Origin of the sequence: Streptomyces sp. NBC_00122, assembly GCF_045160845.1 — a bacterium.
Lineage (GTDB): Bacteria > Actinomycetota > Actinomycetes > Streptomycetales > Streptomycetaceae > Streptomyces.
Genome location: NZ_CP108191.1, coordinates 6,175,007 through 6,196,779 on the forward strand (window position 1 = coordinate 6,175,007; position 21,773 = coordinate 6,196,779).

A 21,773-nucleotide genomic window follows, 5' to 3' on the forward strand; every position below is an offset into this window, starting at 1 on the left:
TGTGGGTGAGGGGTGTCAGGTCCGGTTCGCCGCGGGCAGCGTCGTGCTGCTGGGAAAGGAGGCCTTGAGGATCCGCCCCGATACCGCCAGCGTGACGCGACGGGGCGTCAGGGTGGAGGCAAAGGTGGAGATGCGGTTGCCGAGGCCGGCGACGATGCTGGGCGGGGTCTTGCGGCGTTCCAGCGCACGGCGCGTGGCGGTCACGACCTGCTCAGGGGTGGCCATCCGGCCGACGGCCGCGTTGCGGCTGCCGGCGACGTCGAAGAACTCGGTGCCGACCGGGCCCGGTGATACGGCGAGCACGCGCAGGTGAGAGGTGCGCGTCTCGTAGCCGACGGCCTCGGTGAAACTCAGGACGAAGGCCTTGGTGGCACCGTAGACCGCCATCGCGGGGGTCGGCTGGTAGGCCGCGGCGCTCGCGACGGTGACCAGGGCGCCCCGGCCGTCGGCGGCCAGATCGGGCAGGAACGTCCGGGTGAGCTCGGTGACGGCTACGACGTTGAGCTGGATCATCTCGTTGATCTGCGACGCGTCCTGCCGGACGAAGGCGCCGTAGCTGCCGAAGCCGGCGTTGTTGATGAGGGTGTGGACCGAGATCCCGCGGGCGTCGAGCTCCGCGCGCAGCGCGGCCGCAGCACCCGGCCGGGCGAGGTCGGCGGCGATCACGTGGGCGTTGATGCCGTATCGCTTCTCCAGGCCCGCCGCGAGCTCTTCGAGCCGGTCGAGGCGCCTGGCGACGAGTACGACGTCTGCTCCGCGCTCGGCCCACTGGCGGGCGAACTCGACACCGAGACCGGCGCTCGCCCCGGTGATCAGGGCCACGGTCCCCTGGTATGTCATAGGCATGGTCGTCTGCTCCGTTTCCACGCGTTGGTGATATCGAATGTAGGCGGCGCCATCATTGTAGTCAATGCCAACATAGGGAGAGGGGAGACCGCCTTGACCGAGGGGTCCTACCACCACGGCAACCTCAGGGCCGCTCTGCTGGAGCGCGCGGAGGCCGTCCTCGCCGAGTCGGGCGTGGACGGCCTGTCCCTGCGGGCCCTGGCGCGCGATCTGGGCGTGAGCCATGCGGCGCCGTCCCGCCACTTCCGTGACCGGCAGGCGCTACTGGACGCCCTCGCCGTCAGCGGCTTCACCCGGCTGAACGAGCGTCTGCGGACCGCGGCCGAATCCCCCGGCCCCGTCGCGGCGCGCCTGGCCGAACTGGGACGGGCGTACGTGGACTTCGCCGTCACCCATGCGCCCCTGCTGAACCTGATGTTCACGGCCAAGCACGCCGACGACTCCAGCGCAGAGCTGAAGGAGCTCGGGCACCGGAGCCTGGAAGCCACCGCCGAGCTCATCGCGCAGGCGCAGCGGGAGGGGGGCTCCGTCCGCGCGGGCGACCCCGCCCGCCTCGCCCAAGTCGCCTTCTCCACCCTGCACGGCCTGGCGACGCTGGCCCTTGGATCCCTCCTCGACGACACACCTCTGCCGGAGGCGACCGAGCTCGCCATCGACGTGCTGCTGACCGGCCTGGGGCTCGGCCGGTGACGGGGCGTGAGGTCCGTGACGTGCCGGAGCGTCCCATGTGGGCGAAGCCGCGGGAGCCGGGTGCCCGAGCTTATTCGCCTGGAGAAATGATCTCCGCTTTGTGTTGAATATGGCGTACGCACGTGTGGACCAGAGACGAAAGAGGCATCGCCCCGTGATCGTGATCGCCCACCTCAGCGACATCCACCTCGACGGCGGCCCGCGGGCAGCCGACCGAACCCGCGCCGTCATGGAATACCTCGACGCCCTGCCCTACGACCTCGACGCGGTTCTGGTGAGCGGGGACATAGCCGACCACGCCGCTCCCGCCGAGTACGAGGAGGCCGCCAAGCTGCTGCGCTCGCGGCATCCCGTGGTCATCTGCCCCGGCAACCACGACGAGCGGATCGCCTTCCGGCAGGGGGTGTTGGGGGAGGAGGCCGATGCTTCCGCGGCTCCGGTCGACCAGGTGCTGCGCGGGGACGGCTTCGTGCTCGCCGTGTGCGACTCCTCCGTCCCCGGCGAACACCACGGCCTGCTGGAGGAGTCCACGGTGGCCTGGCTGGACGGCGTACTGTCCGACACCCCGCGCGACACCCCCGTGCTGGTCGCCTTCCACCACCCGCCGGTCCCGCTGCACACCCCGTACGTCGACGGGATCCGGCAGTTCGGCGAGGAGCGGCTGGCGGCGCTCGCCGAACGGCACCCGCACCTCACCGCGTTCCTGTGCGGGCACGCCCACACCGCGGCCGCCACCACCTTCGCCGGACGTCCGCTGCTGGTGGCGCCCGGTGTGGTCTCCACGCTCCGGCTCCCCTGGGAGGTCCAGACGGGGCCCGACCACCACGTCCACCTCGACGAGCCGCCCGCCCTCGCCTTCCACGTACTGGGCGAGGACGCGCGGCTGACCACCCACTATCGCGTGGTCGTCGCCCGCCGGTAGCAACTGCCGTCCCGGGTCCGGGTGAGACGGCCCGAGGTGATCAGATAGCGCCGCAGCGCCGAGCAGTCCTCGTGCACCGTGCGCAGCGCGTCGTTCACCTCGGGCTCCGTGTACTCCCGGTCCGCCGCGAACAGCGTCTCGGTGAGGTGGGCGAGCAGCTGCTCGCGCCGGGCCGCCTTGCGGGGGATGGCTACGAGGCGCCCGCCGGAGAAGAGGTCGGAGACGTCCCGCCGTGCCGGGGAGGGGGATTGCTGGTGTTCGGTGCTCTGTGACATGTCCGCGAGCTTCACCCGCCGCCCTCCCGCGGGGCAACGCAATTTCCGGCTCGGAGCACCTCGACGGCACAAAAAGTGACGGTCATTCATCTTACTGAGTGGTAGTCCCGCCAGTACCCTCCCCCGTGACCGGTTCCTGCCCCCCACGGAGGAGCACGTATGCGACGTCCCACCGCTCGCCTGAGAACCGCCGTCGCCACCGGGCTGATAGCCCTCGCCGCGGCCCTGCTGTCCCCCCTCGCACCCGCGTCCGCCGCCGCACCCGGCGACCCCGTACCGCTCCCCGTCGCCGACTACTGCGGCGGCCAGTGCTCGGACATCCTGCCGCCCGGCCAGAACGGCAACGCCACCCTCGCGCAGATCCTCCTGCACAAGGCGTTCGGCACGATGCCCGCCCACACCTCCGACCAACTGGCGCGCTACGACTCCCTGGTGGCCGGCTACCCCGGCCTGACCGACGCCAAGGTCAACGACTTCTTCAACACCGCCGCCTTCGGCGTGCCGGCCGACCAGGTCGAGTCCACGGCCAGCCCGCGCCCCGACGTCACCATCACCCGCGACAAGAAGACAGGCGTCCCCCACATCAAGGGCACCACCCGCTACGGCACTTCCTTCGGCGCGGGTTACGCCGCCGCCCAGGACCGGCTCTGGCAGATGGACCTCTTCCGGCACGTGGGACGCGGCGACCTGACCCCCTTCGCGGGCGGCGCCCTCGCCAACCAGGGCCTGGAGCAGCAGTTCTGGCCGCAGGCCCCGTACACCGAGGCCGACCTCCAGGCCCAGGTGGACCGGATCCGCACCACCGAGGGCGAGCGCGGCCGCCTCGCGATGGAGGACGCGCAGGCCTACGTCGACGGCATCAACCTCTACCGCACCCAGTCCAAGAACGGCCGCTACTTCCCCGGTGAGTACGTCCTCACCGGCCACATCGACTCCGTCACCAACGCCGGTGAGATCCAGCCCTTCAAGATCACCGACATGATCGCCCTGGCTTCCGTCGTCGGCGGCCTGTTCGGCGGAGGGGGCGGCGGCGAGGTGCAGGCCGCGCTGTCCCTGCTGTCCGCGCAGCAGAAGTACGGGCTGGAGGAGGGCACCCGGGTCTGGGAGTCCTTCCGCCAGCGCAACGACCCCGAAGCCGTGCTCACCGTCCACGACGGTACGAGCTTCCCGTATGCCCAGAAGCCCGCGAACCCGCAGGGCACCGCGCTCCCGGACGCCGGCTCCGTGGTCCCCGAGCAGCTCGTGTACGACCGTACGGGCGCCGCGACCGCCAAAGAGGCCGCAGACCCGCCCAAGCCGGTGAAGCAGAGCATGTCCAACGCCCTGCTCGTCTCCGGAGCCCACACCGCGAGCGGCCACCCGCTCGCCGTCTTCGGACCGCAGACCGGCTACCTGGCGCCCCAGCTCCTGATGCTCCAGGAGCTCCAGGGCCCCGGCATCAGCGCCCGCGGCGCCTCCTTCGCGGGCGTCAGCATGTACGTGCAACTCGGGCGCGGCCAGGACTACGCGTGGAGCGCCACCTCCGCCGGGCAGGACATCACCGACACCTTCGCCGTCGAGCTGTGCGAGCCCGGCGGCGGGGCGCCGACGAAGGAGAGCACCTCGTACCTCTACCGCGGCACCTGCACCCCCATGGAGAAGCTGGAGCACATCAACGCCTGGAAGAAGTCCGTCGCCGACCCCACCCCCGACGGCTCCTACCGGATGCAGGTCCGGCGCACGAACTACGGCATCGTCACCCACCGCGCCACCGTCGCCGGCAAGCCCGTCGCCTACACCGCGCTGCGTTCCACCTACCGCCACGAGGCCGACTCGATCATCGGCTTCCAGATGCTGAACGACCCCTCGTACGTCAAGGACGCCCGCACCTTCCAGCAGGCGGCCGAACACATCGGCTACGCCTTCAACTGGTTCTACGCCGACTCGCGCGAAGCCGCCTACTACAACAGCGGGCTGAACCCGGTCCGCGCGGCGGGCGTGGACGCGGCCCTGCCCGTGCACGCCGGGCAGGCGTACGACTGGCGGGGCTTCGACCCGGCCGCGAACACCGCCGCCTACACCCCGCCCGCCGAGCATCCGCAGTCCATCGGCCAGGACTACTACGTCAGTTGGAACAACAAGCAGGCCAAGGAGTACAGCGCGGCCGGTTTCGGGATGGGAGCCGTCCACCGCGGCGACCTCCTCGACCGCCGGGTGAAGCCGCTCGTCGCCGCGGGCGGGGTGACCCGGGCCAAGCTCACCCAGGCCATGGCCGAGGCCGCCGTCACCGACCTGCGCGCCGAGAACCTGCTGCCCGAGCTCCTCGCCGTCCTGCGCGGCGCTCCCAGCACGGATCCGGCCGTGACCGCGGCGATCGACAAGCTGGCCGCGTGGCAGGCGAGCGGAGCCAAGCGCAAGGAGACCGCCCAGGGGTCGAAGACGTACGCGCACGCGGACGCCGTCCGGATCATGGACGCCTGGTGGCCGCTGCTGATCGAAGCCGAGTTCAAGCCGGGCCTCGGCGCCCCGCTCTACGACGCGCTGCGCGCCTCCCTGACCGTCGACGAGGCGCCCAACGCGGGTCACGGGCCGACGGGTTCGCATGCCGGGTCGGCCTTCCAGTACGGCTGGTGGAGCTACGCGGACGAGGACCTGCGCATGGTCCTGGGGCAGCCGGTGGCCGAGCCGCCGTCCCAGGTGTACTGCGGCGGCGGCTCGCTCGCCGCGTGCCGCGAGGCCGTGACCGCCACACTGAAGCAGGCGGTCGCCGCCACCCCCGCGGCCGTGTACCCGGCCGACGGGACCTGCGCGGCGGGCAACCAGTGGTGCGCGGACTCGATCGTGCAGCGGCCGGTCGGCGGGCTGAGCCATCCGCAGATCAACTGGCAGAACAGGCCCACGTACCAGCAGGTGGTGGAGTTCCCGGCCCACCGCTGAGCGCCGTACGCACGAACGGCCCGCCGGGCTCCGAGGGAGTCCGGCGGGCTTCGGCGTGCGCGGGGTGGTGGGTCAGGGGCCGACGGTGATCTGCTGCGCCGGGTCGGTGGTGTCGCTGACCAGGTAGACGGCGTTGAAGGTGGACGTGGTCGCGCTCGTCGGGCAGCCGAACCCGCCGGTGACCGTGACCGGCACCGACGCGTTGGTGAAGGTCAGGCTCGACGGGGCGCCGTTCGTCCAGTTCCCGGGCACGTTGGCGGAGGTCGCAGGAGCGGCGGTCACCGTGCAGGTGGCCAGGCCGGTGGTGTGCACGACGAGCCCGCCGACCGGCACGGTCATGGTGGCGGTGGCCGGGGCACCGTCCTGCATCGACACCGACCAGGAGCCGCTGGTGGTGACCGTGGGGGTCACGCCCCACATACTGGAGGTACACGAGCTGTACGTGGGCGGCGAGATCGGCGACGAGACCGCCCCGGCCGGGTTGGTGTTGCCGGGGGCGGCCGGCACCGCACCGGTGGCGACGGAGACCGTACAGGTCACCGTCACCGACCCGGCCTTGAAGGTGGCCTTCCCGCTGAGGGTGGCCTTGAAGGAGTCTCCGGCCGGGGTGACGGTGGTCGACCCGGCCAGCGGTAAGGGCGCGGCGGAGGCGGTGACCGAGGCCGCCGACAGGGCTGCGGCGGCGGCCATCCCGAGGGCGAGAGCGGTGCGCGTACGGCTCATGGCTGTGCTCCTTGGGGATCGGAGTGCGGCGTGGGGACCGCGGGGGAGGGAGCGGGGGCGGGGACGGGAGCGGGAGCGGGGGCGGCGGACGGCTGCCAGGCGAACATCAGGCCGCCGCCGAGAATGCCGAGCAGGGTGCCGATCAGGAAGCCGCCCAGGTTCGACAGGACCAGGGCTGCGGTCGCGATCAGCGTGGTGAGGACACCGGCCAGGCTCCGCTGAGGGGGCGCGAACCAGGCGGTGAGCCCGAGCACGATCATGACGATGCCCATCAGGACGGACGGGATCCCCGCCACGCCCTGCTGGAGCATGATCTTCAGCGGCGCCAGCGGCAGGACGCAGATCCACGCGCCGGCCAGGACCGCGAACAGCCCGCCCCAGAACGGTCTGCTGCGCCGCCACCGCCGCCAGCGGGTCAGAAGCATTCCTTCTTGCCCTTGCTGACGTTCATGCTGAGCCCGGACAGCTTGAAGGTGCCGGCGTTGGTCGCCCACGCCGTCTGCTGCAGATCGGTGATGCTGACCCTGTCCGCCTGCTGGGCGAAGAGGTCCTGCATCCCCTGTGCCTCGGCCGGCCCCTTGTCGAGGGTCGAGGCGTCGCGGCCGATCTCGATGTTGGTGAAGACCGCGTCGCCGGCGAGCTGCGTCGCGTCGACGAACAGGTTGCTCGCCTCCACGGGCTTCTTCTGCCCGGCCGTGAGGTTGAGGGAGATGTCCCCGATCACCGGGAGCGTGGTGACCACCGACTGGCACAGGCTGTTGAGCTTGGCCTCCTTGATGGCGGTGACCGCCACCGGGATGAGCTCCTCGCGGGCGTTGACGTCCACGCTGCCGTACTGGGCGAAGCCCTCGCCCTCCAGGCTCTTCGCCGACACCTTGAACTGCTGTCCCGAGACGGCGAAGGAGGCGGCGAGCACGCCTTGCGCGAGGGCGATGCCGAGGCCGGCGGTGACGGCGACGGCGGGGACGGTCAGGATCGCGAAGCGACGCCAGCGGACGCGGCCGTCGACGGGTCCGGGAGCACCGGGAGCGCCGGGAGTACCGGGGTCGCCGGGAGTACCGGGGTCGCCGGGGGATTCGGGTAACTTGGGGGAATCTGCCATGAGATCGTCCCTTAACTTCGGCTGTGCACCGTTGTTACCGACGAGTTGAATGTAAGAGTGCCAATGGAGGTTGGCAAGGTTGTGCGAGCGCGCCCTTTCGGCCGACTCCTACTGCTCCGTACGGAGCAGTTCGGCGACCTCCGCGTCCACCCGGCGTGCCATCGCCCGCGCGAACTCCGTGGCCACGACCTCGCCCGCTACCGGCCTCAATGCCGTCACCGCCGCCGTGATGTGCTCGAGCTGCGTGGCCGAAAGCCGCTCCAGCCCTTGCGCACCGATCACATGCCGCCGGAACAGTCCGACGAACCGGTCCGCGAGCGCCGCCGCCTGCACATGTACGAAATCCCCGGCGTCGAGGATCTCCCCCAGCGGCACCCCCTGCCGAACCAGCGCCAGCGTCGCGTCCAGCAGCCGCCGGCTCGGGTAGGTGACCAGGTCCCCGTCGACCGTCAGGTACCCCAACTCGGCAGCCCGACGGGTGTCTTCGGCGGTGGCCGTGGGGCCGAACAGCTCCCGCAGCTCGGCCCGGGTCATCGTGACCGGCTCCTCCTGCACCCAGTCCCGGGTCATCTCCCGTTCCAGGCCCAGCAGTTGCGACAGACCGCCGCCGTCCTCCCAGGCGTGCAGGAGCTCGGCGATGCCGTTGACGGTGTAGCCGCGCCCCAGCAGGTCGCTGATCAGCCGCAGCCGCGTCAGATGGTCCTCGGAGTACCAGGCGATCCGGCCCTCCCGGCGCGGCGGGGGCAGCAGCCCGCGCTCCTGGTAGTAGCGCAGGTTGCGTACCTTGACGCCGGCCGCGCGGGCCACGTCCTCCCGACGGTACCGCCCGCCGCCGCTCTCGTCCCCCACCTGGCTGCTCACGCGGCCGAGTGTAGGTCTTACCGGCAGGTCACATAGCCCGTGGACGATCCTGCTTGACCGCGCGCAGCACCACGAACCTCGGTTCGCTCGCGACGACTTCGCTGTTGCCGAAGAGCCGGCGCAGGTGGGTGTGGTACCCCATGTGCCGGTTGGCGACGATCCACAGCTCGCCGCCGGGCCGCAGGGCCTTGCGCGACTGCGCGAACATCCGCAGCGCCGTCGCGTCCGTCGTGGCGTGGTGGGAGTGGAAGGGCGGGTTGCTCAGCACCAGGTCGACGGAGCCCGGGGGCAGCATGGCCACCCCGTCGCCGACGAGGAACTCGGCGGTCCGCCGGCCCTCGCGGACGTTCGCCCGGTAGGTGGCCCGCGCCGAGGCGACCGCCTGGTAGGACTCGTCGGTGAAGACGACCTCGGCGTCCGGGTCGTGGACCTGGACCGCCGTGCCGACGACGCCGTTGCCGCAGCCCAGGTCCACGACCCGGGCGCCGTCCGTGTTGGTCGGCAGGTTCTGCAGGAAGAAACGGGTGCCGACATCGAGCCGGTCGGCGCAGAAGACCCCGGCGTGGTTCACGACCGTCAGGCCGGAGCCCGACCCCGCGTCCCCGTCCACCGTGTACGTCAGCGGCCACGGCCCGGCACTCGTCGGGTGCACGGCCCCGGGGGTGCCCGGCGTACAGAAGATCAGCCGCGCCTTCTTCTCGGCGAGCGAGGTCTTCGTCGGGCCCAGGATCCGCTCGAAGAGCCGCAGCGTGGAGGTGTGGATCTCCTTGACCATGCCGGTGCCGACGACCACGGTGCCCGCGTGCACGTGCGGGGCCAGCCGGTACAGCTGGTCCTCCAGCAGCGCCAGGCTCTTCGGTACGCGCACCAGCAGTACGTCGATCCGCCCGGGCGGCGGATCCTGCGTGGTCAGCAGCGTCACCGTCGACTTCGAGGTCCCGATCCCGTTCCGGTCGAGGTTCGCGGCGGTGGCGGAGCGGGTGAGGGAGGAGTCGGTGATCTGCGTCGGCCGGTACGCGGCGAGCGCCGTCGTCAGCGCTCCCCAGCGGTCCCCGAGCACGGTGATCTGCCCGGCGCCGGCCAGGTCCACCGGCCCGCGCTCCCCGGTACCGGAGTCGAGGTGGCGCAGCAGGTACTCGTCGGCGGCGTCCCAGGCGCGGAGCCGGTCGCGCGGGTCCTCGGGGAAGCGGGTGAGCTCGTAGGTGCCGAAAGGCGTGGTCAGGCGGTTCATATGGGACCCAGGCTAGCCGAGGCGGAGCCCCGGCCCCGCACGGACGGGGCCGGGGCTGCCGTTGACCGGCCCGTACGGCCCCTACTCGGGGAACTCCCCGGCCATCGCGGCGGCCATCCGCAGGTACGGACGGGCCTCGGCGGCCCGGCCGCTCCGCTCCAGCGTGCGACCGAGCATCAGCTGCGCGTAGTCCTCCACCGGCCTGCGCTCCAGGATGGCGCGGAGCTCGCGCTCGGCGCGGGAGAGCTGGGCGGAGTGGTAGTAGGCGCGGGCCAGCAGCAGCCTGGGCGCCAGCTGCTCCGGGGCCTCGCTCGCGAGCGTGTCCAGGATGCGTGCGGCCGTCGCGTACTCCCTCGCGTCGAAGAAGAGCTGGGCCCGCGCCCAGCGCTCGGCTGCCGTCCCGTGCTCGAAGTACGTCGTCGGCGCGTTCATCGCGTCCCTTCCGCCTTTCCGCGTTCAGGTGGTGTGTCCGCAGCCTCCAACACGTCCGGGCGGTGCAACATTCCACCCGACGCAGCCCTCGCCGCGCGGCTAGGTTGTCCGCATGAGCAATCTCGATCGCCAGCCCGCTCTCTCCACGTGCGGAGGCCGCGGTTTCGTCGTGGCCGAACCGGTACGCGAACTCCTCAGCCCGCGCACCGTCAAGCTCGGGGAGTCCACAGAGGTGCGCCGGCTCCTGCCGAACCTGGGCCGCCGCATGGTGGGCGCCTGGTGCTTCGTGGACCACTACGGCCCGGACGACATCGCGGACGAGCCCGGTATGCAGGTCGCGCCGCATCCGCACTCCGGGCTCCAGACCGTGAGCTGGCTCCACGAGGGCGAGGTGCTGCACCGCGACAGCGTGGGGAGCCTGGCGACGGTGCGTCCGCGCGAGCTGGGTCTGATGACCTCCGGGCGCGGCATCAGCCACTCCGAGGAGAGCCCGCGCCCGCACGCCCGTTTCCTGCACGGCGCCCAGCTGTGGGTGGCCCTGCCGGACGCCCACCGGGACGTGGAACCCCATTTCCAGCACTACGCGGAGCTCCCGCACGTGACCGCCCCGGGCCTGACCGCCACGGTCGTCCTGGGCACCCTGGACACGGCGACTTCGCCCGGGTCCACGTACTCCCCGATCGTCGGTGCGGACCTGGCCCTCGCGGCGGGCACCGAGACGAGGCTCCCCCTGGAGCCGGACTTCGAGTACGCGGTCCTCTCCATGTCCGGCGAGGCCCACGTCGACGGCGTCCCGGTCGTCCCGGGCTCGATGCTCTACCTCGGCTGCGGCCGCACGGAACTCCCCCTGCGGGCCTCGTCGGACGCGGGCCTGATGCTCCTGGGCGGCGAGCCGTTCGAGGAGGAGATCGTCATGTTCTGGAACTGGATCGGCCGCTCCAACGAGGAGATCGTACAGGCGCGCAAGGACTGGATGGAAGGCTCCCGGTACGGCGAAGTGAAGGGCTACGACGGCCCTCCGATCCCTGCGCCGCAGCTCCCGCCGGGGCCTCTGAAAGCGCGTGGTCGGGTGCGCTGACCTGCGCTTTTCTGAAGTATCCAGATCGGCCGAGACCGGCCGAAGAGAGGCCGCCACTCCTGCGGAGATCGTTCCTGCGGAGGGAGCGGCGGGCGCTCCCGGAGGCCCGTCTCGGGCGGTCGACGTTTCCCATGTGTGACCAGCTGGGGTCAGCTTTGCCAGGACCAATGCTGACCCAATGCTGACTTTAGTGACAGTTCGTCAGGTCTGATGGCGTCCCGCTACCTCAGGCGTGGGGGCGATCGCAGCCTGACGCTGCTCGGTACAACACGCTGTACCGAGCAGGTGGCTTCAGGAGTGGCGCGGGCCTCGGGCAGCGCTGCTCGCGGCCTACGGGCGCTTGCCTGGTCGAACGCAGTATCGAAATCCCGGCAGTGCGCTGCGGGAGCGAGCAGGTATGGCGTTCCCGAACTCACGAGCGAGTGCTGGTCGGCCTGTTCCTGCCGTGAGGGCGTCGTACGAGGCGCGGTCGTCGAGGTTGTAAGCAGGTTCTTCGTCTCCTGGTGGTACAGCAGAGGTACTCATGCTGAGTGCGGAAATGGCCATGCCCGCAGCTTCACGGAGGGAGCTGGTCCGTAAATGGTCCGGATCTTGGTCGGTGCCTGGTGTCAGTCGCGGACCTGCCGGCGTCAGAAGCCCTCGGCGGTCTGTGTGGCCCGGGCCTGTCGGGTGCTCACGTGATGATCAGGCGTCGGGGTGCTGGCCCGCCAATGGCCCGGCTTCCTGCAAACGGACATCGCTGACGTGCCCGAGGCCCCGGTGTGGGGCGGGGGGTGACTCAGGTCAAGTGGTGACGGTGAGGACGCGTACGAAACCCTGCCCGGCGCCCTACGCCCGTTCGTGGTGGGTGTGGAGGGGCGCGGCAGACGTCGGGTGTCATGGGGGCTGGGTGGGCAGCGGGCACCGCTGGCTTCACCGCTAGGGCCTTGGCGTGGCACCGCCGAGCCGGTGGTGATGACACCTGGGAGACGGGAGGAAGGCAAGGTGGAAGAACTCTCTGAACACCCAGGCGAGTGCGCGGTCGCTCTCAAGCTGTCCGTGATCACCTCATGGAGGCTCTTGGGCTCGTCGTCGGACCTTCAGTCACAACCCAGACCCACGCCGCCCGAACCCACAGCAGGCAGACCGACCGCACCTTCGGCCAGCGCGCTGGCCATCCCCCAGCGACAACCATTCCGCAGGTTGAAACAGCCCGCCTTGCCAGCAACGGGCATGGCGAACTCCTTGCATAACAAGAGGGATGGGGATGAGTGGGGTGACGCGGCCGTACGGCGGTGGAGCTGAGCATCTGCCGGTGCTGGCGGGGGTGGATCCGGGACCCGGCGCAAGCCCGGACGGGGCAGGAGCCCGGCGGGTTCGCCACGGGCGGTGATCACCGGGGCGCCGCCGGGCATGGAGGGTTGAGCGACGTCATCGCTGCGGCGTGATCGCGCCACCGGTTCGGCACTTGGGCTGCGGACTGGTATCGGGCTGGCGGTTCTGCCGTGAACGCTCTGGCGCGGTCGAGAGCGGTGCGCGGCGAGGAAGACGCAGGTCAGCGTCTGACGGTACGCAGGCGGCGGTCAAGGAGGGCGCGTTCGCCCGTGTTGCGATGGTCAAGCAGAGACGCGGGCTCTGCGGCGGGGGTGCTAGTAGGGCTTAGTCAGGTTGGGGCTGGTGTTGCGTGTCCTGCGGGTTCGGTGTGTCGTTGCAGACGTGTGACGCCGGAGGAAATTGCAGCTGTACGTGGCGAGTTGGAGGACTTCGCGACAGAGGTTTTCGAGCCATTCGCGCGTAAGGATCAGCGTCGGTGGGGGCGGGTTTACCTGCGGGGCCTGCTCACGGACGGGCAGCGCAAGTCCGTCGAGCCGATGGCCGCCAGGCTGGGCGAGGACGGTAACCGTCAGGCCCTGGCCCACTTCATCACCACCAGCCCGTGGGACCCCGCGCATGTGCGGGCCCGGCTGGCCTGGAAGATGGAAAAGGCGATCCGGCCCACCGTACTGGTCTTCGATGACACCGGGTTCCTCAAGGACGGCACTGCCTCGGCGTGTGTGTCGCGGCAGTACACCGGCACTGCGGGCAAGGTCACCAACTGCCAGGTGGGCGTCTCCCTGCACCTGGCCTCGGATCACGCCTCGGCGGCGGTCGACTGGCGGCTGTTCCTGCCCGAGACCTGGGATCCCGCCTCGCCGAAGGCGGACCCGGCCAAGGTCGCCCGTCGCACCGCCTGCCAGATTCCCGACGACATCGGGCATGTGGAGAAATGGCAGCTCGCACTCGACATGCTCGATGAGACCCGCTCGTGGGGCATCGAGGTGCCGGTGGCCGTCGCGGATGCCGGATACGGCGACGCGGCGGCCTTCCGGCACGGCCTGCAGGCCCGCAGCCTCAATTACGTCGTGGGAATCTCCACCACCCTCTCGGCCCAGCCCGGCCACGCGCTACCGGTCGCCGAGCCGTACTCCGGGATCGGACGCCGGCCGGTGGAGAAGTACCCCGACAAGCCGCAGTCGGTGAAACAGCTGGTCATCGCGGCCGGCCGGAAGGCGGCAAAGCCGGTGCAATGGCGTGAGGGCTCCCGGCCCGGCACCGGCCGCAGCGGCTTCAAACGGATGTACTCGCGGTTCGTGACCCTGCGGATCCGGCCCGCCGGACGCGAGGTCCGCCAAGCGGCCGACAGCCCGGAACTGCCCGAGTGCTGGCTCCTGGCCGAGTGGCCGGCCAACCAGGGCGAACCCGTCCAGTTCTGGCTCTCCGACCTGCCCGCCGACACCCCACTGACCACACTGGTCCGCCTGGCCAAGCTCCGCTGGCGCATCGAACACGACTACCGCGAGATGAAACAGGCCCTGGGACTCGCCCACTTCGAGGGCCGCACCTTCAACGGCTGGCACCACCACGTCACCCTCGTCTCCGTCGCCCACGCCTTCTGCACCCTGCAGCGGCTGGCCAGAGCCCCAAAAGACACGGCGCCGGCCTGAGCCTCTACCGGATCGTCCGCGAACTGCAGACCCTCCTCGCCACCTGGAACGGCGCCTGCCCCACCTGTCACCGCGACATACCCACACCAGCCCCAACCTGACCAAGCCCTACTAGTAGTCCAGCCGTAGATCGTGATCTTGCTGGTGTGGGACGCCGCGGAGATGGCCAGCGTTGATCATCTGGACGAGATCGCCCACACCATTGGCGGCGTCCGTCCCTTGCCCGCTTACTCCAGTCCACCGAGGCGGAGGGCATCCTTCATCTCGCTGAGCTTCGCGGCTGCCGTCGCGGTCCACTCCTTCGGCTGTTCAGCAACACGGAGGGCGTCCTCAATCTCGCTGAGCTTCACGGAGGACAGCACGCCTGCCCGTTCGACCAGGTCGTCACGGGACACGGTGGTCAGCCACGTGCAAGGGGTGAAGCCTGGACGCGGGAACGCGAACCGCAGCACGCCTTCGAAGGGCAGTCCTTCCGTGGCGCCCACGGCCACTTCGACGCCGAGATCGCTGATGTCGACGCCCGCCGGAGCGACGACCTGCATCGCCCGGAACCCGGACGCCTCGTCTCCCGGCAGCAGCACGACCGGCCGTCGCTCATCGAACTCAACCCACCAGACTTCGCCGCGTTGCATATGTCCTCCTGGCGCGATCTGCGGTGAGGGCGCTGTGAAAACGGGTGCGACCACCGTTGATCATCGGTGTGTGAAGATTGAAGATCATGCGGTGGCCGCAGGTCACAGCGTAGACCGTGCCCGGTGGCAGGAGTCATTCGAGGGCCTGATGCAGCGGATCGCGGGCCGCTTCGCGCGGGTTGAACCCCGGCGTCGGATCAGAGGCTTGGTGCTGGGGCTGCTGTCGGACCTGCCGCGCAAGAACTGCTGGACCATAGCCGAGCACATCGGAGACACCACCCCCGGACGGGCTGCAGCACCTGCTCCGGCGGGCTAAGTGGGACGCCGACCTGGTCCGCGACGACCTGCGCGGCTACGTGCTGGAGCATCTGGCGGACAAGCAGGCCGTGCTCGTGATGGACGAGACCGGCGCCCTGAAGAAGGGCACGCACACTGTTGGCGTCCAACGCCAGTACGTCGGAACCGCCGGCAGGATCGAGAACTCCCAGGTCTCCGTCTACCTCACCTACACCTCCCGGCACGGGCACGCGGGTATCGACCGCGCCCTGTACCTGCCCAAGTCCTGGACCGGCGACATCGAACGCCGCGAGCAGGCCGCCGTCCCGGACGAGGTGTGCTTCGCCACCAAGCCGCAGCTCGCCCAGCAGATGATCGAACGCGCCCCGGACGCCGGGACCCTGGCCGCATGGGCAGCCGGCGACGAGGTCTACGGCGACAACCCGAAACTTCGAGCCGCCCTGGAGACACGCGAACTGGGCTACGTGCTCGCGGTCTCGTGCGCCAACCGCATCCCCACCCCGGCCGGCCCGCAGCGCGCCGACCACCTGGCCAGGAAGATACCGCGCCACGCCTGGCAGAAGCTGTCCGCCGGACGCGGCGCGAAGGGCCACCGCTGGTACGACTGGGCGCTGGTCGCCATCACCACAGGCCAGTCGGCCGGACACCAGCACCTGCTGATCCGCCGCAACCGCACCACCGGGGAGCTGGCCTACTACCGCTGCTATTCTCCCCGCCCCGTCCCGCTCAGCACCCTGGTCACGGTCGCAGGCAGTCGCTGGACAGTGGAGGAGATGTTCCAAAGTTCCAAGGGACTGGCGGGACTTGACGACCATCAGGTGCGACGCTGGGACTCCTGGTACCGCTGGGTCACCCTCGCACTGCGCGCCCACGCCTTGCTCGCCGTCACCATGACCCTCGAACGCCGCGAGCAGACCCCAGCAGACGACGGGACCAGCCCCAGCGGACTGATCCCCCTCACCTGTAACGAGATCCAGCGCCTGTTCATCGCCCTGATCGTTCAACCAGCCCGCGACACCGTCCACCGACTGCGCTGGTCAACCTGGCGCCGACGCCACCAGGCCCGCGCCCGCCACAGTCACTACCGCCGCCAAGCCGCCCCTCACCCATGAAGATCACGATCTACTGCTGGAGTACTAAGAACGTCGGTGCCGGATACAGCAGAAGGGCCCAGATCTCTATTGGAGATCTGGGCCCTTCTGAGCAGTAGCGGGGACAGGATTTGAACCTGCGACCTCTGGGTTATGAGCCCAGCGAGCTACCGAGCTGCTCCACCCCGCGTCGATGCCTCCACCATACGGCACCTTTGGCCTGGGCTTCGCCAGATTTTCCTGCCCGACCTGCTGCCGCAAGCGCTGGCAGCTTGCAGGGGCATCCGATCTCTGCCCGCCTCCGGCGTCATGGGGGAGTGCGGGCCGCCGCTGTCGGGGAGCGGCGGCCCGCACTGCTGTTTCCGAGGATGTCCTACTGAGCTTTTCGGGTTGTCGTCGGGTAGTGACACTTGATGATCCCTGCGGTATGCCGGTGGTATGCGTTATCCGGAGGGTGGGGGCCTGACCGCTGAGCGTCGGGCGTTTCGGGAGGGGATCCGGCTCCAGGCCGGGGACCGGTTCGCGACGGGTGAGAAGACCGCGGTGATCGCGAAGGATCTGCGGGTGAGCGTGCGGTCGGTGGAACGCTGGCGCCGTGCCTGGCGCGAGGGCGGGCTTGAGGGCTTGCGATCGGCGGGTCCGGCCAACGAGCCGACTGTCACAGATGCCCAGTTCGCCGTGCTCGAGGAGGAACTCGGCAAGGGCCCGGCCGGGCACGGCTTCGAGGATCAGCGGTGGACTCTGATGCGGGTGCGGACGGTGATCCGCCGCCGGTTCGGGCTGTGCCTGTCGGTGGCGACGGTGTGGCGGCTGCTGAAGCGGCACGGCTGGTCCTGGCAGGCACCCGCCCGCAGAGCCCTCGAACGTGACGAGCACGCCATCGAACTGTGGAAGAAGGAGGTGTGGCCGCGGGTAAAAGCCTCGCGGCGGCCCACGGGGGCTGGATCGTCTTCGAGGACGAGGCCGGATTCTCCATGACGCCGCCCCGCGCCCGCACCTGGGGCCGGCGCGGACACACCCCCGTCATCCGGGTGAGGGGCAGGTCCCGCCGCCGGACCTCGGTCGCCGCCTTGTGCTGCTACAAACCCGGCGAAAAGAGCCGCCTCATCCACCGGCCCCGCAACCACCTCCTCCTCAAAGGCGCCCGGAAGAGCTTCTCCTGGAAGGACTACCGGGACCTGCTGGTGCGGGCCCATATCCAGCTCGGCGGCCCGATCGTGGTGGTCTGGGACAATCTCAACACCCACCTGGCCGCCGGGCTGAAGCGGTACGAGGCCGAGCACGACTGGCTCACCACCATCCGTCTCCCGCCCTACGCGCCCGACCTGAACCCCGTCGAGGCCGTTTGGTCACTCGTGCGCAGAGCAATGGCCAACACCGCCTTCGACACACCCGACGACCTCGACCGTGTCCTCCGCCGCGAGTTACGCAGAATCCAACTCAGACCCCACCTCATAGACGGCTGCCTCACCGCCACCGGCCTCACCCAACCGACCCCACCCTGAAAAACTCAGTAACGGTTGCGAAGCTATGCGGTTCGCGTGGTGCCGCGGGCCTACCGGGTGGCCTTGCTATCAGTCTGAGTCCCACGGAAGGCATCGGCGCGAGAGGTCAGATGAGGGAGGGCAGGATGCCGCGGGGCCAGTGCCCGAGCCAGAATGCGGCGGCTGATGGCCGGTCCTGGGCCTCGGTTGAACCGTCGTGCAGCAGGTACTCGGTGGGAGCTACATAGCCTTCGCCCGGGGCTAGGCGTATTCGGATGATGCCGATGGGGCGGCCGCTGGCGACGTAGTCGCGGTAGTCCTGGGTGTGCGGGTAGCGGTCGGCGTGGTAGTCGGGGTGGACGGCTCGGCAGACCGCTTGGGCGTCGATGGCACCGAGAATGACGTACCGCACTCCGGGGCCGAGGTTGAGGCAGATCCTGCGGCGTCCGGTGTGCTTGCCGGCGTACGGGAGCTTGTCCCAGTTGTCGAGGTGCAGCCCGATCAGCCGGCCGTCTTCGTAGTTGTCGGTGGTGGTGGTCATTTCGGCCTTGGCGAAGGCTTGGCCGAGGTACACCGCATCCGGGTCGCCCAGGGGGTCGGTGAGGGCTTCAAGCGGGAGTCCTTCCCGGTACGGGGGCCGGACGACCTCCACCAGCGTGCTGTCCAGGGGGCGGCGAGGGGCTGTGACGGCCTTGACATCCACCTCGGTCATGGGGCGCCACTGCCCGGCGGGGATGAGCGCGCCGGGCTCGTATGCGGTCTCCTCGGGGCGGGTGGTCCGGACGGTGGCGATCTCGCAGCGGGCGCGGAGGGCGGAGGGGTCGCCGTAGGCGATGTGCAGGGGCACGGGGTCCTCCTGGGTTAGTCGTCCCCGATGGTGATGTCGAGTTCGTTCACGAGGGCTTCGGCGAGGTCGGATTGCTGGCCGGGGTCGATGCGGACCTTGGCGAGGTTCGCGAGGCCGCGGATTGCCGACAGATCGTTCTCACGGAGGTCGGTGTTGCGGTAGCGGCCCGTGCCGAATTCGGTGAGCCGGAGCGTGCAGTCGGTGAACACGACGTCGGACAGGTCGCAGTCGGTGAACGTGGCTTCCTTGAGGACGCAGCCGATGAAGGCCACGGGGCCGGTGACGCGGACCTTCTCGAAGGTGGCGAAGTCGAGCTTGCAGCCTTCGAACAGCACGTCGTCGAGGACCAGGCCGTCCAGGGAGGCGCCCATCAGCTTGCAGTCCCGGACGTGGACGCGGGTCAGCTTGCTGCCGGTCCAGCGTGCCGAACCGAGCTCGCTGTCGCTGATCTCGACGCCGTGGAGGTTGACCGCCTCGAACTCGAGCCGCTTCGCGCGGACGCCCGCGATCCGGCCGGTGACGAGCTGCGTGTCCGCGAGGTCGAGTGATCGGAGATCGGCGTCCCCGTACGCGAAGTCCTGGACGGTGCCGTGGGAGCTGTCGAGGCTGTCGACGTTATTCAGGTAGAGGCCGGGCTCGTCCAGCTCCGGCAGGGTGATCGTGGCGTGGCCGAAGGTGCGGATGGCCATGGTGCTCCTTGTCGTTGGGGCGGGGCGACCCCGCGCGGGCGGCGGGATCGCCCCGATGTCGGCGGGTGCTACTTGTTCTTCCAGTTGTCCCAGGTGGGCCGGTTGTCGAAGGCGGCCGTGGGGTTGTCCCAGGTCGGGCGGTTGTCGAACGCGGCGAGGGGCTTGGCGTGCGCGGCTTCGGAGGTGGGCTGGTTGCTCCAGGTGGCGTTGGTCCAGGCGTTCTCCCAGCGGGCGACGACGGCGGTGCCCGCGGCCTCCAGGAGGGACTCGAATCCCTCCGCCGAGTCCATCACGAGCGTGGTGGCGTCAGTGGGCGTGTGAACGGACATGTCGCGTGACTCCTTCGAGTAGGGCGATTTTGGCGGTGGTGCAGTATCGGGTCCGGGTCCCGTCGAACCTGCCAGTCGAAGCTGCCGTCCGGCCCGACGATGTAGCCGTCAAGGGAGACGCCCATCGAGTAGGTCACGTTGCGCATCAGAAGTCCTCCTCGGAGACAGGAGCGACACTACGACCGCCACCGCCGCAGGACTCATCTCGGCTCGCGGCCCGTCCTCAGATCTATCCGAGGACCTCAGCCCTGTGGGGTCCGAAGCCGGCGCTGTCGTGCTTCCGCCGGAACCAGCTCTCCGGCCCCACATGTTCGGCCATCCCACGCAGACGAAAGAGGCGCCATGGCCGATCAACCAGACGAGACCCCCCCGCAGCTCACCCATGAGCGACGAGGAGCGGTACGAATACACCACGGGCATCCTCGCCGGATCGGAGGACTACTCCCTCTTCGGCGAGCGTGTCTTCAAGGGCTGGTACGACGCCGACGGCAACCCCTGCACCCTGAGGAGATACAAAACGGGCCCGAACGGCACGCCCGTCCCCGTCGACCCCAATGAGCCCCCACCCGTTCACCGGCCCTGACGAGCTCGTGCCCGCTGTCGGCGTTGGACCTCGCACCCCTTGTTTCGGACTCGACCCCTGCACTGGCGCTGCACCGCACGGTTGACCTGGCCCGGCATGCCGAACGTCTGGGCTACGCCCGCTACCGGATCGCCGAGCACCGACGTTCGACCATCACCGCCAGCAGCCGGTCCGCCCGGTCCCCTTGTGTCAGCCGGTCACGGAACTCGCTCAGCACCGAGAAGTCGAATCCCGCGTCATCCAGCTCCAGGCGCAGGCAGTACTACCAGTCCAGAGGGCATCGGACGGCCTCCGCCGCCTGCCGATCGGTCAGATTCTCCGTGTACTGCAACACCGACACCAGCGCCAGCCGGGCCGGTGACAGGCCTGGGCGACCGTCCTCCGGATACCAGTCGGCGAAATCCTCGTCCACGAACAACTCGTCCAGGCGGTCACGCATCCACATCGCCGCAGTGCCCCGCGGATTGCTCGCCCGGGCCATCCTCACGGTCAGAGCCGGCACCACACGACCCGAAGCAAACCCCATCGCCGTCCCGGCCCCCTCCGACCGGCAGAACTACCCCGCTCGACAACAGCAGCACACCGACCGCCAGCACGAACAGCATGTCGAAGTGCTTTCACCCCACCGAGCGAAGATCGCCAACAGCATCAGTTCCGTGATGACTACTGCTGTCGCGAGTGTGGGTGCAGACGGTGAGTTCAGAGCAGTAGCCGACGCGGGCCAGCGGCCCGGGCCTCGCGGGCCCGGGCCGCGAGTGCCGTCACGCGTCGGGGTTCTTGCCCTCCGCTGTCTTCCTGATCCGGTCGATCTGAAGTTTCGCGAGTCCTTGCAGGTCGTCCGGCTTCCTCTGGTCGTATCCCTTGAGGTAGACGACGACCCCGCCCACGCGCATCATCACCTGAACGCTGTACTCGCCGCTGACGTCTTCGGAGAACGCATCCGTTTCGTCTGCGCCCGCCGAGACGGTCAGCGGCGCCGGGGGGCTCCCGCCCTGCGACGCCTGCTTGCGCTTGTTGGCGGCCAGGCCCTTGAACGCCACGCCCGCGTTCTCGGCGGTGTCGAAGGAGTAGATGTGGAACCACACAGGTGCCCCCTTGCCCGTCGATTCCGCGTTTTCCTTGGTCTCGACGGACCGGTGGCCGTAGGCCGTGAGCCCGGCGCAGCTCGTCTGGGTATCGGGCCCGCACTCCTTTGCCGCTTTCGCACCCTCGTCCACCTGCGGCTTGGACGCCCAGTTTCCCCCGATCCAGCCTTCAGGAAGGCTCCCGCCGCTCGGTATCGCCACACGCACCTGCTCCGCGGACAACGTGAGCGACGTCGCACTCTCGTGCCCCTCCAGGGAGTCGCCGTTCGCGCGGCCAGCCGGATCGCCTCCGCACCCGGCCAACACCACCGCCAGCACCGCCAGCGCTATCCCCCGTGTCGCCCTCTTCACCGTCAACTCCTCTGAACATCCAGATCACTTGGAACGTCTACTCAACAACATTGCAGACCGGAGCGCCATCGGCGTTGGAATCTGGACCCGATTCGGCCCTCGCGGATGGTGCTGCGCAGGAGTTTCCGCATGAAGGAGGGAAGCCGGAATGTTGGCCAGCCATCGATCGACTCGGCCAGCAGCGGGTGCCGACCGTGCCACCGTGAAGGCCCAGGCCTCCAGCCCCGAGTGCTTCGAGCGCAGACCCCGAGCCGCTCAAGCGGTTGCACGCAGGCGAGCTGGCCTGGACGCGGGCCGTCCTCCTGGCGTAGTCATCACGGAAGCGATGCTGTTGGTGATCTTGCCG

At 69.7% G+C, this 21,773-nt stretch carries 21 protein-coding genes, 1 tRNA gene and 3 pseudogenes; 9 read left to right on the forward strand and 16 right to left on the reverse strand.

The window, feature by feature from the left end:
- Window positions 1-15: 15 nt before the first annotated feature.
- Entirely contained in the window at window positions 16-846 is an 831-nt protein-coding gene (locus OG737_RS28215; protein WP_405922121.1) for an SDR family NAD(P)-dependent oxidoreductase, read from the reverse strand.
- 93 nt (window positions 847-939) lie between these two features.
- On the opposite strand from OG737_RS28215, the gene OG737_RS28220 reads away from it, so the two are divergent.
- On the forward strand, window positions 940-1,536 hold the full coding sequence (locus tag OG737_RS28220) for a TetR/AcrR family transcriptional regulator (RefSeq protein WP_328929028.1): 597 nt from the start codon (window positions 940-942) through the stop codon (window positions 1,534-1,536).
- 154 nt (window positions 1,537-1,690) lie between these two features.
- Window positions 1,691-2,458, forward strand: a complete 768-nt coding sequence (locus OG737_RS28225; protein ID WP_405922122.1) for a metallophosphoesterase — start codon at window positions 1,691-1,693, stop codon at window positions 2,456-2,458.
- Here OG737_RS28225 and OG737_RS28230 read toward each other — a convergent pair.
- The gene (locus OG737_RS28230; protein ID WP_328929030.1) at window positions 2,431-2,733 is read right to left on the reverse strand and encodes a DUF2087 domain-containing protein; all 303 of its coding nucleotides are present in this window, start codon (window positions 2,731-2,733) and stop codon (window positions 2,431-2,433) included. The two genes, OG737_RS28225 and OG737_RS28230, sit on opposite strands and share 28 nt — an antisense overlap.
- A gap of 159 nt (window positions 2,734-2,892) precedes the next feature.
- On the opposite strand from OG737_RS28230, the gene OG737_RS28235 reads away from it, so the two are divergent.
- Window positions 2,893-5,649 (forward strand): penicillin acylase family protein, encoded by a 2,757-nt coding sequence (locus tag OG737_RS28235; protein WP_405922123.1) that lies wholly within the window; start codon window positions 2,893-2,895, stop codon window positions 5,647-5,649.
- A 72-nt stretch (window positions 5,650-5,721) separates the two neighbouring features.
- Here the strand turns inward: OG737_RS28235 and OG737_RS28240 are convergent, their stop codons facing one another.
- From OG737_RS28240 to OG737_RS28265, 6 genes are all read right to left on the reverse strand, one after another.
- A complete protein-coding gene (locus tag OG737_RS28240; RefSeq protein ID WP_405677273.1) occupies window positions 5,722-6,372 on the reverse strand; it encodes a hypothetical protein in 651 nt (216 codons plus the stop codon).
- Window positions 6,369-6,797 (reverse strand): DUF6114 domain-containing protein, encoded by a 429-nt coding sequence (locus OG737_RS28245; protein ID WP_405677271.1) that lies wholly within the window; start codon window positions 6,795-6,797, stop codon window positions 6,369-6,371. The genes OG737_RS28240 and OG737_RS28245 overlap by 4 nt, the downstream gene beginning before the upstream one ends.
- Window positions 6,788-7,345 (reverse strand): DUF6230 family protein, encoded by a 558-nt coding sequence (locus OG737_RS28250; protein WP_328930502.1) that lies wholly within the window; start codon window positions 7,343-7,345, stop codon window positions 6,788-6,790. The genes OG737_RS28245 and OG737_RS28250 overlap by 10 nt, the downstream gene beginning before the upstream one ends.
- A 237-nt stretch (window positions 7,346-7,582) precedes the next feature.
- Window positions 7,583-8,335, reverse strand: a complete 753-nt coding sequence (locus OG737_RS28255; RefSeq protein ID WP_328929034.1) for a MerR family transcriptional regulator — start codon at window positions 8,333-8,335, stop codon at window positions 7,583-7,585.
- 28 nt (window positions 8,336-8,363) lie between these two features.
- The gene (locus OG737_RS28260) at window positions 8,364-9,557 is read right to left on the reverse strand and encodes a methyltransferase (protein ID WP_328930503.1); all 1,194 of its coding nucleotides are present in this window, start codon (window positions 9,555-9,557) and stop codon (window positions 8,364-8,366) included.
- A gap of 90 nt (window positions 9,558-9,647) precedes the next feature.
- Entirely contained in the window at window positions 9,648-9,998 is a 351-nt protein-coding gene (locus OG737_RS28265) for a tetratricopeptide repeat protein (RefSeq protein WP_405922124.1), read from the reverse strand.
- A 112-nt stretch (window positions 9,999-10,110) separates the two neighbouring features.
- On the opposite strand from OG737_RS28265, the gene OG737_RS28270 reads away from it, so the two are divergent.
- On the forward strand, window positions 10,111-11,076 hold the full coding sequence (locus OG737_RS28270) for a pirin family protein (RefSeq protein ID WP_405922125.1): 966 nt from the start codon (window positions 10,111-10,113) through the stop codon (window positions 11,074-11,076).
- Window positions 11,077-12,773: 1,697 nt separating this feature from the next.
- Window positions 12,774-14,039 carry an IS701 family transposase gene (locus OG737_RS28275; RefSeq protein WP_405922126.1) on the forward strand — a complete coding sequence of 422 codons (1,266 nt, stop codon included), beginning with the start codon at window positions 12,774-12,776 and terminating at the stop codon, window positions 14,037-14,039.
- Window positions 14,040-14,266: 227 nt separating this feature from the next.
- On the opposite strand, the gene OG737_RS28280 is transcribed toward OG737_RS28275, so the two are convergent.
- Entirely contained in the window at window positions 14,267-14,671 is a 405-nt protein-coding gene (locus OG737_RS28280; protein WP_328929038.1) for a type II toxin-antitoxin system PemK/MazF family toxin, read from the reverse strand.
- 148 nt (window positions 14,672-14,819) lie between these two features.
- Here OG737_RS28280 and OG737_RS28285 point away from each other — a divergent pair.
- Window positions 14,820-16,080, forward strand: a pseudogene (locus OG737_RS28285) (IS701 family transposase).
- A 95-nt stretch (window positions 16,081-16,175) separates the two neighbouring features.
- On the opposite strand, the gene OG737_RS28290 reads toward OG737_RS28285, so the two are convergent.
- Window positions 16,176-16,249 (reverse strand) — tRNA-Met (locus OG737_RS28290).
- A 248-nt stretch (window positions 16,250-16,497) separates the two neighbouring features.
- Between OG737_RS28290 and OG737_RS28295 the strand changes: the two genes are divergently transcribed.
- Together OG737_RS28295 and OG737_RS28300 are read left to right on the forward strand one after the other, a co-directional pair.
- Window positions 16,498-17,037, forward strand: coding sequence for a winged helix-turn-helix domain-containing protein (locus tag OG737_RS28295; protein WP_331742905.1), 540 nt, complete (start codon window positions 16,498-16,500; stop codon window positions 17,035-17,037).
- Window positions 17,034-17,564, forward strand: coding sequence for a transposase (locus tag OG737_RS28300; protein ID WP_331743259.1), 531 nt, complete (start codon window positions 17,034-17,036; stop codon window positions 17,562-17,564). The genes OG737_RS28295 and OG737_RS28300 overlap by 4 nt, the downstream gene beginning before the upstream one ends.
- Before the next feature lie 106 nt (window positions 17,565-17,670).
- On the opposite strand, the gene OG737_RS28305 is transcribed toward OG737_RS28300, so the two are convergent.
- The 4 genes and pseudogenes from OG737_RS28305 to OG737_RS28320 form a co-directional block, all read right to left on the reverse strand.
- A complete protein-coding gene (locus tag OG737_RS28305; RefSeq protein WP_405677267.1) occupies window positions 17,671-18,390 on the reverse strand; it encodes a hypothetical protein in 720 nt (239 codons plus the stop codon).
- Between the two features lie 14 nt (window positions 18,391-18,404).
- On the reverse strand, window positions 18,405-19,079 hold the full coding sequence (locus tag OG737_RS28310; protein WP_405677265.1) for a pentapeptide repeat-containing protein: 675 nt from the start codon (window positions 19,077-19,079) through the stop codon (window positions 18,405-18,407).
- A 68-nt stretch (window positions 19,080-19,147) separates the two neighbouring features.
- The gene (gene amcA, locus OG737_RS28315; RefSeq protein WP_405677263.1) at window positions 19,148-19,408 is read right to left on the reverse strand and encodes a multiple cyclophane-containing RiPP AmcA; all 261 of its coding nucleotides are present in this window, start codon (window positions 19,406-19,408) and stop codon (window positions 19,148-19,150) included.
- A gap of 71 nt (window positions 19,409-19,479) precedes the next feature.
- Window positions 19,480-19,554 (reverse strand): annotated as a pseudogene (locus OG737_RS28320) (dihydrofolate reductase); the annotation flags it as partial.
- Between the two features lie 236 nt (window positions 19,555-19,790).
- Between OG737_RS28320 and OG737_RS28325 the strand changes: the two are divergent.
- Entirely contained in the window at window positions 19,791-19,991 is a 201-nt protein-coding gene (locus OG737_RS28325; RefSeq protein WP_328929044.1) for a hypothetical protein, read from the forward strand.
- Between the two features lie 121 nt (window positions 19,992-20,112).
- Here OG737_RS28325 and OG737_RS28330 read toward each other — a convergent pair.
- Window positions 20,113-20,517: pseudogene (locus tag OG737_RS28330) on the reverse strand (transposase).
- Window positions 20,518-20,752: 235 nt separating this feature from the next.
- On the reverse strand, window positions 20,753-21,427 hold the full coding sequence (locus OG737_RS28335) for a hypothetical protein (RefSeq protein ID WP_405922127.1): 675 nt from the start codon (window positions 21,425-21,427) through the stop codon (window positions 20,753-20,755).
- Window positions 21,428-21,773: the final 346 nt, after the last annotated feature.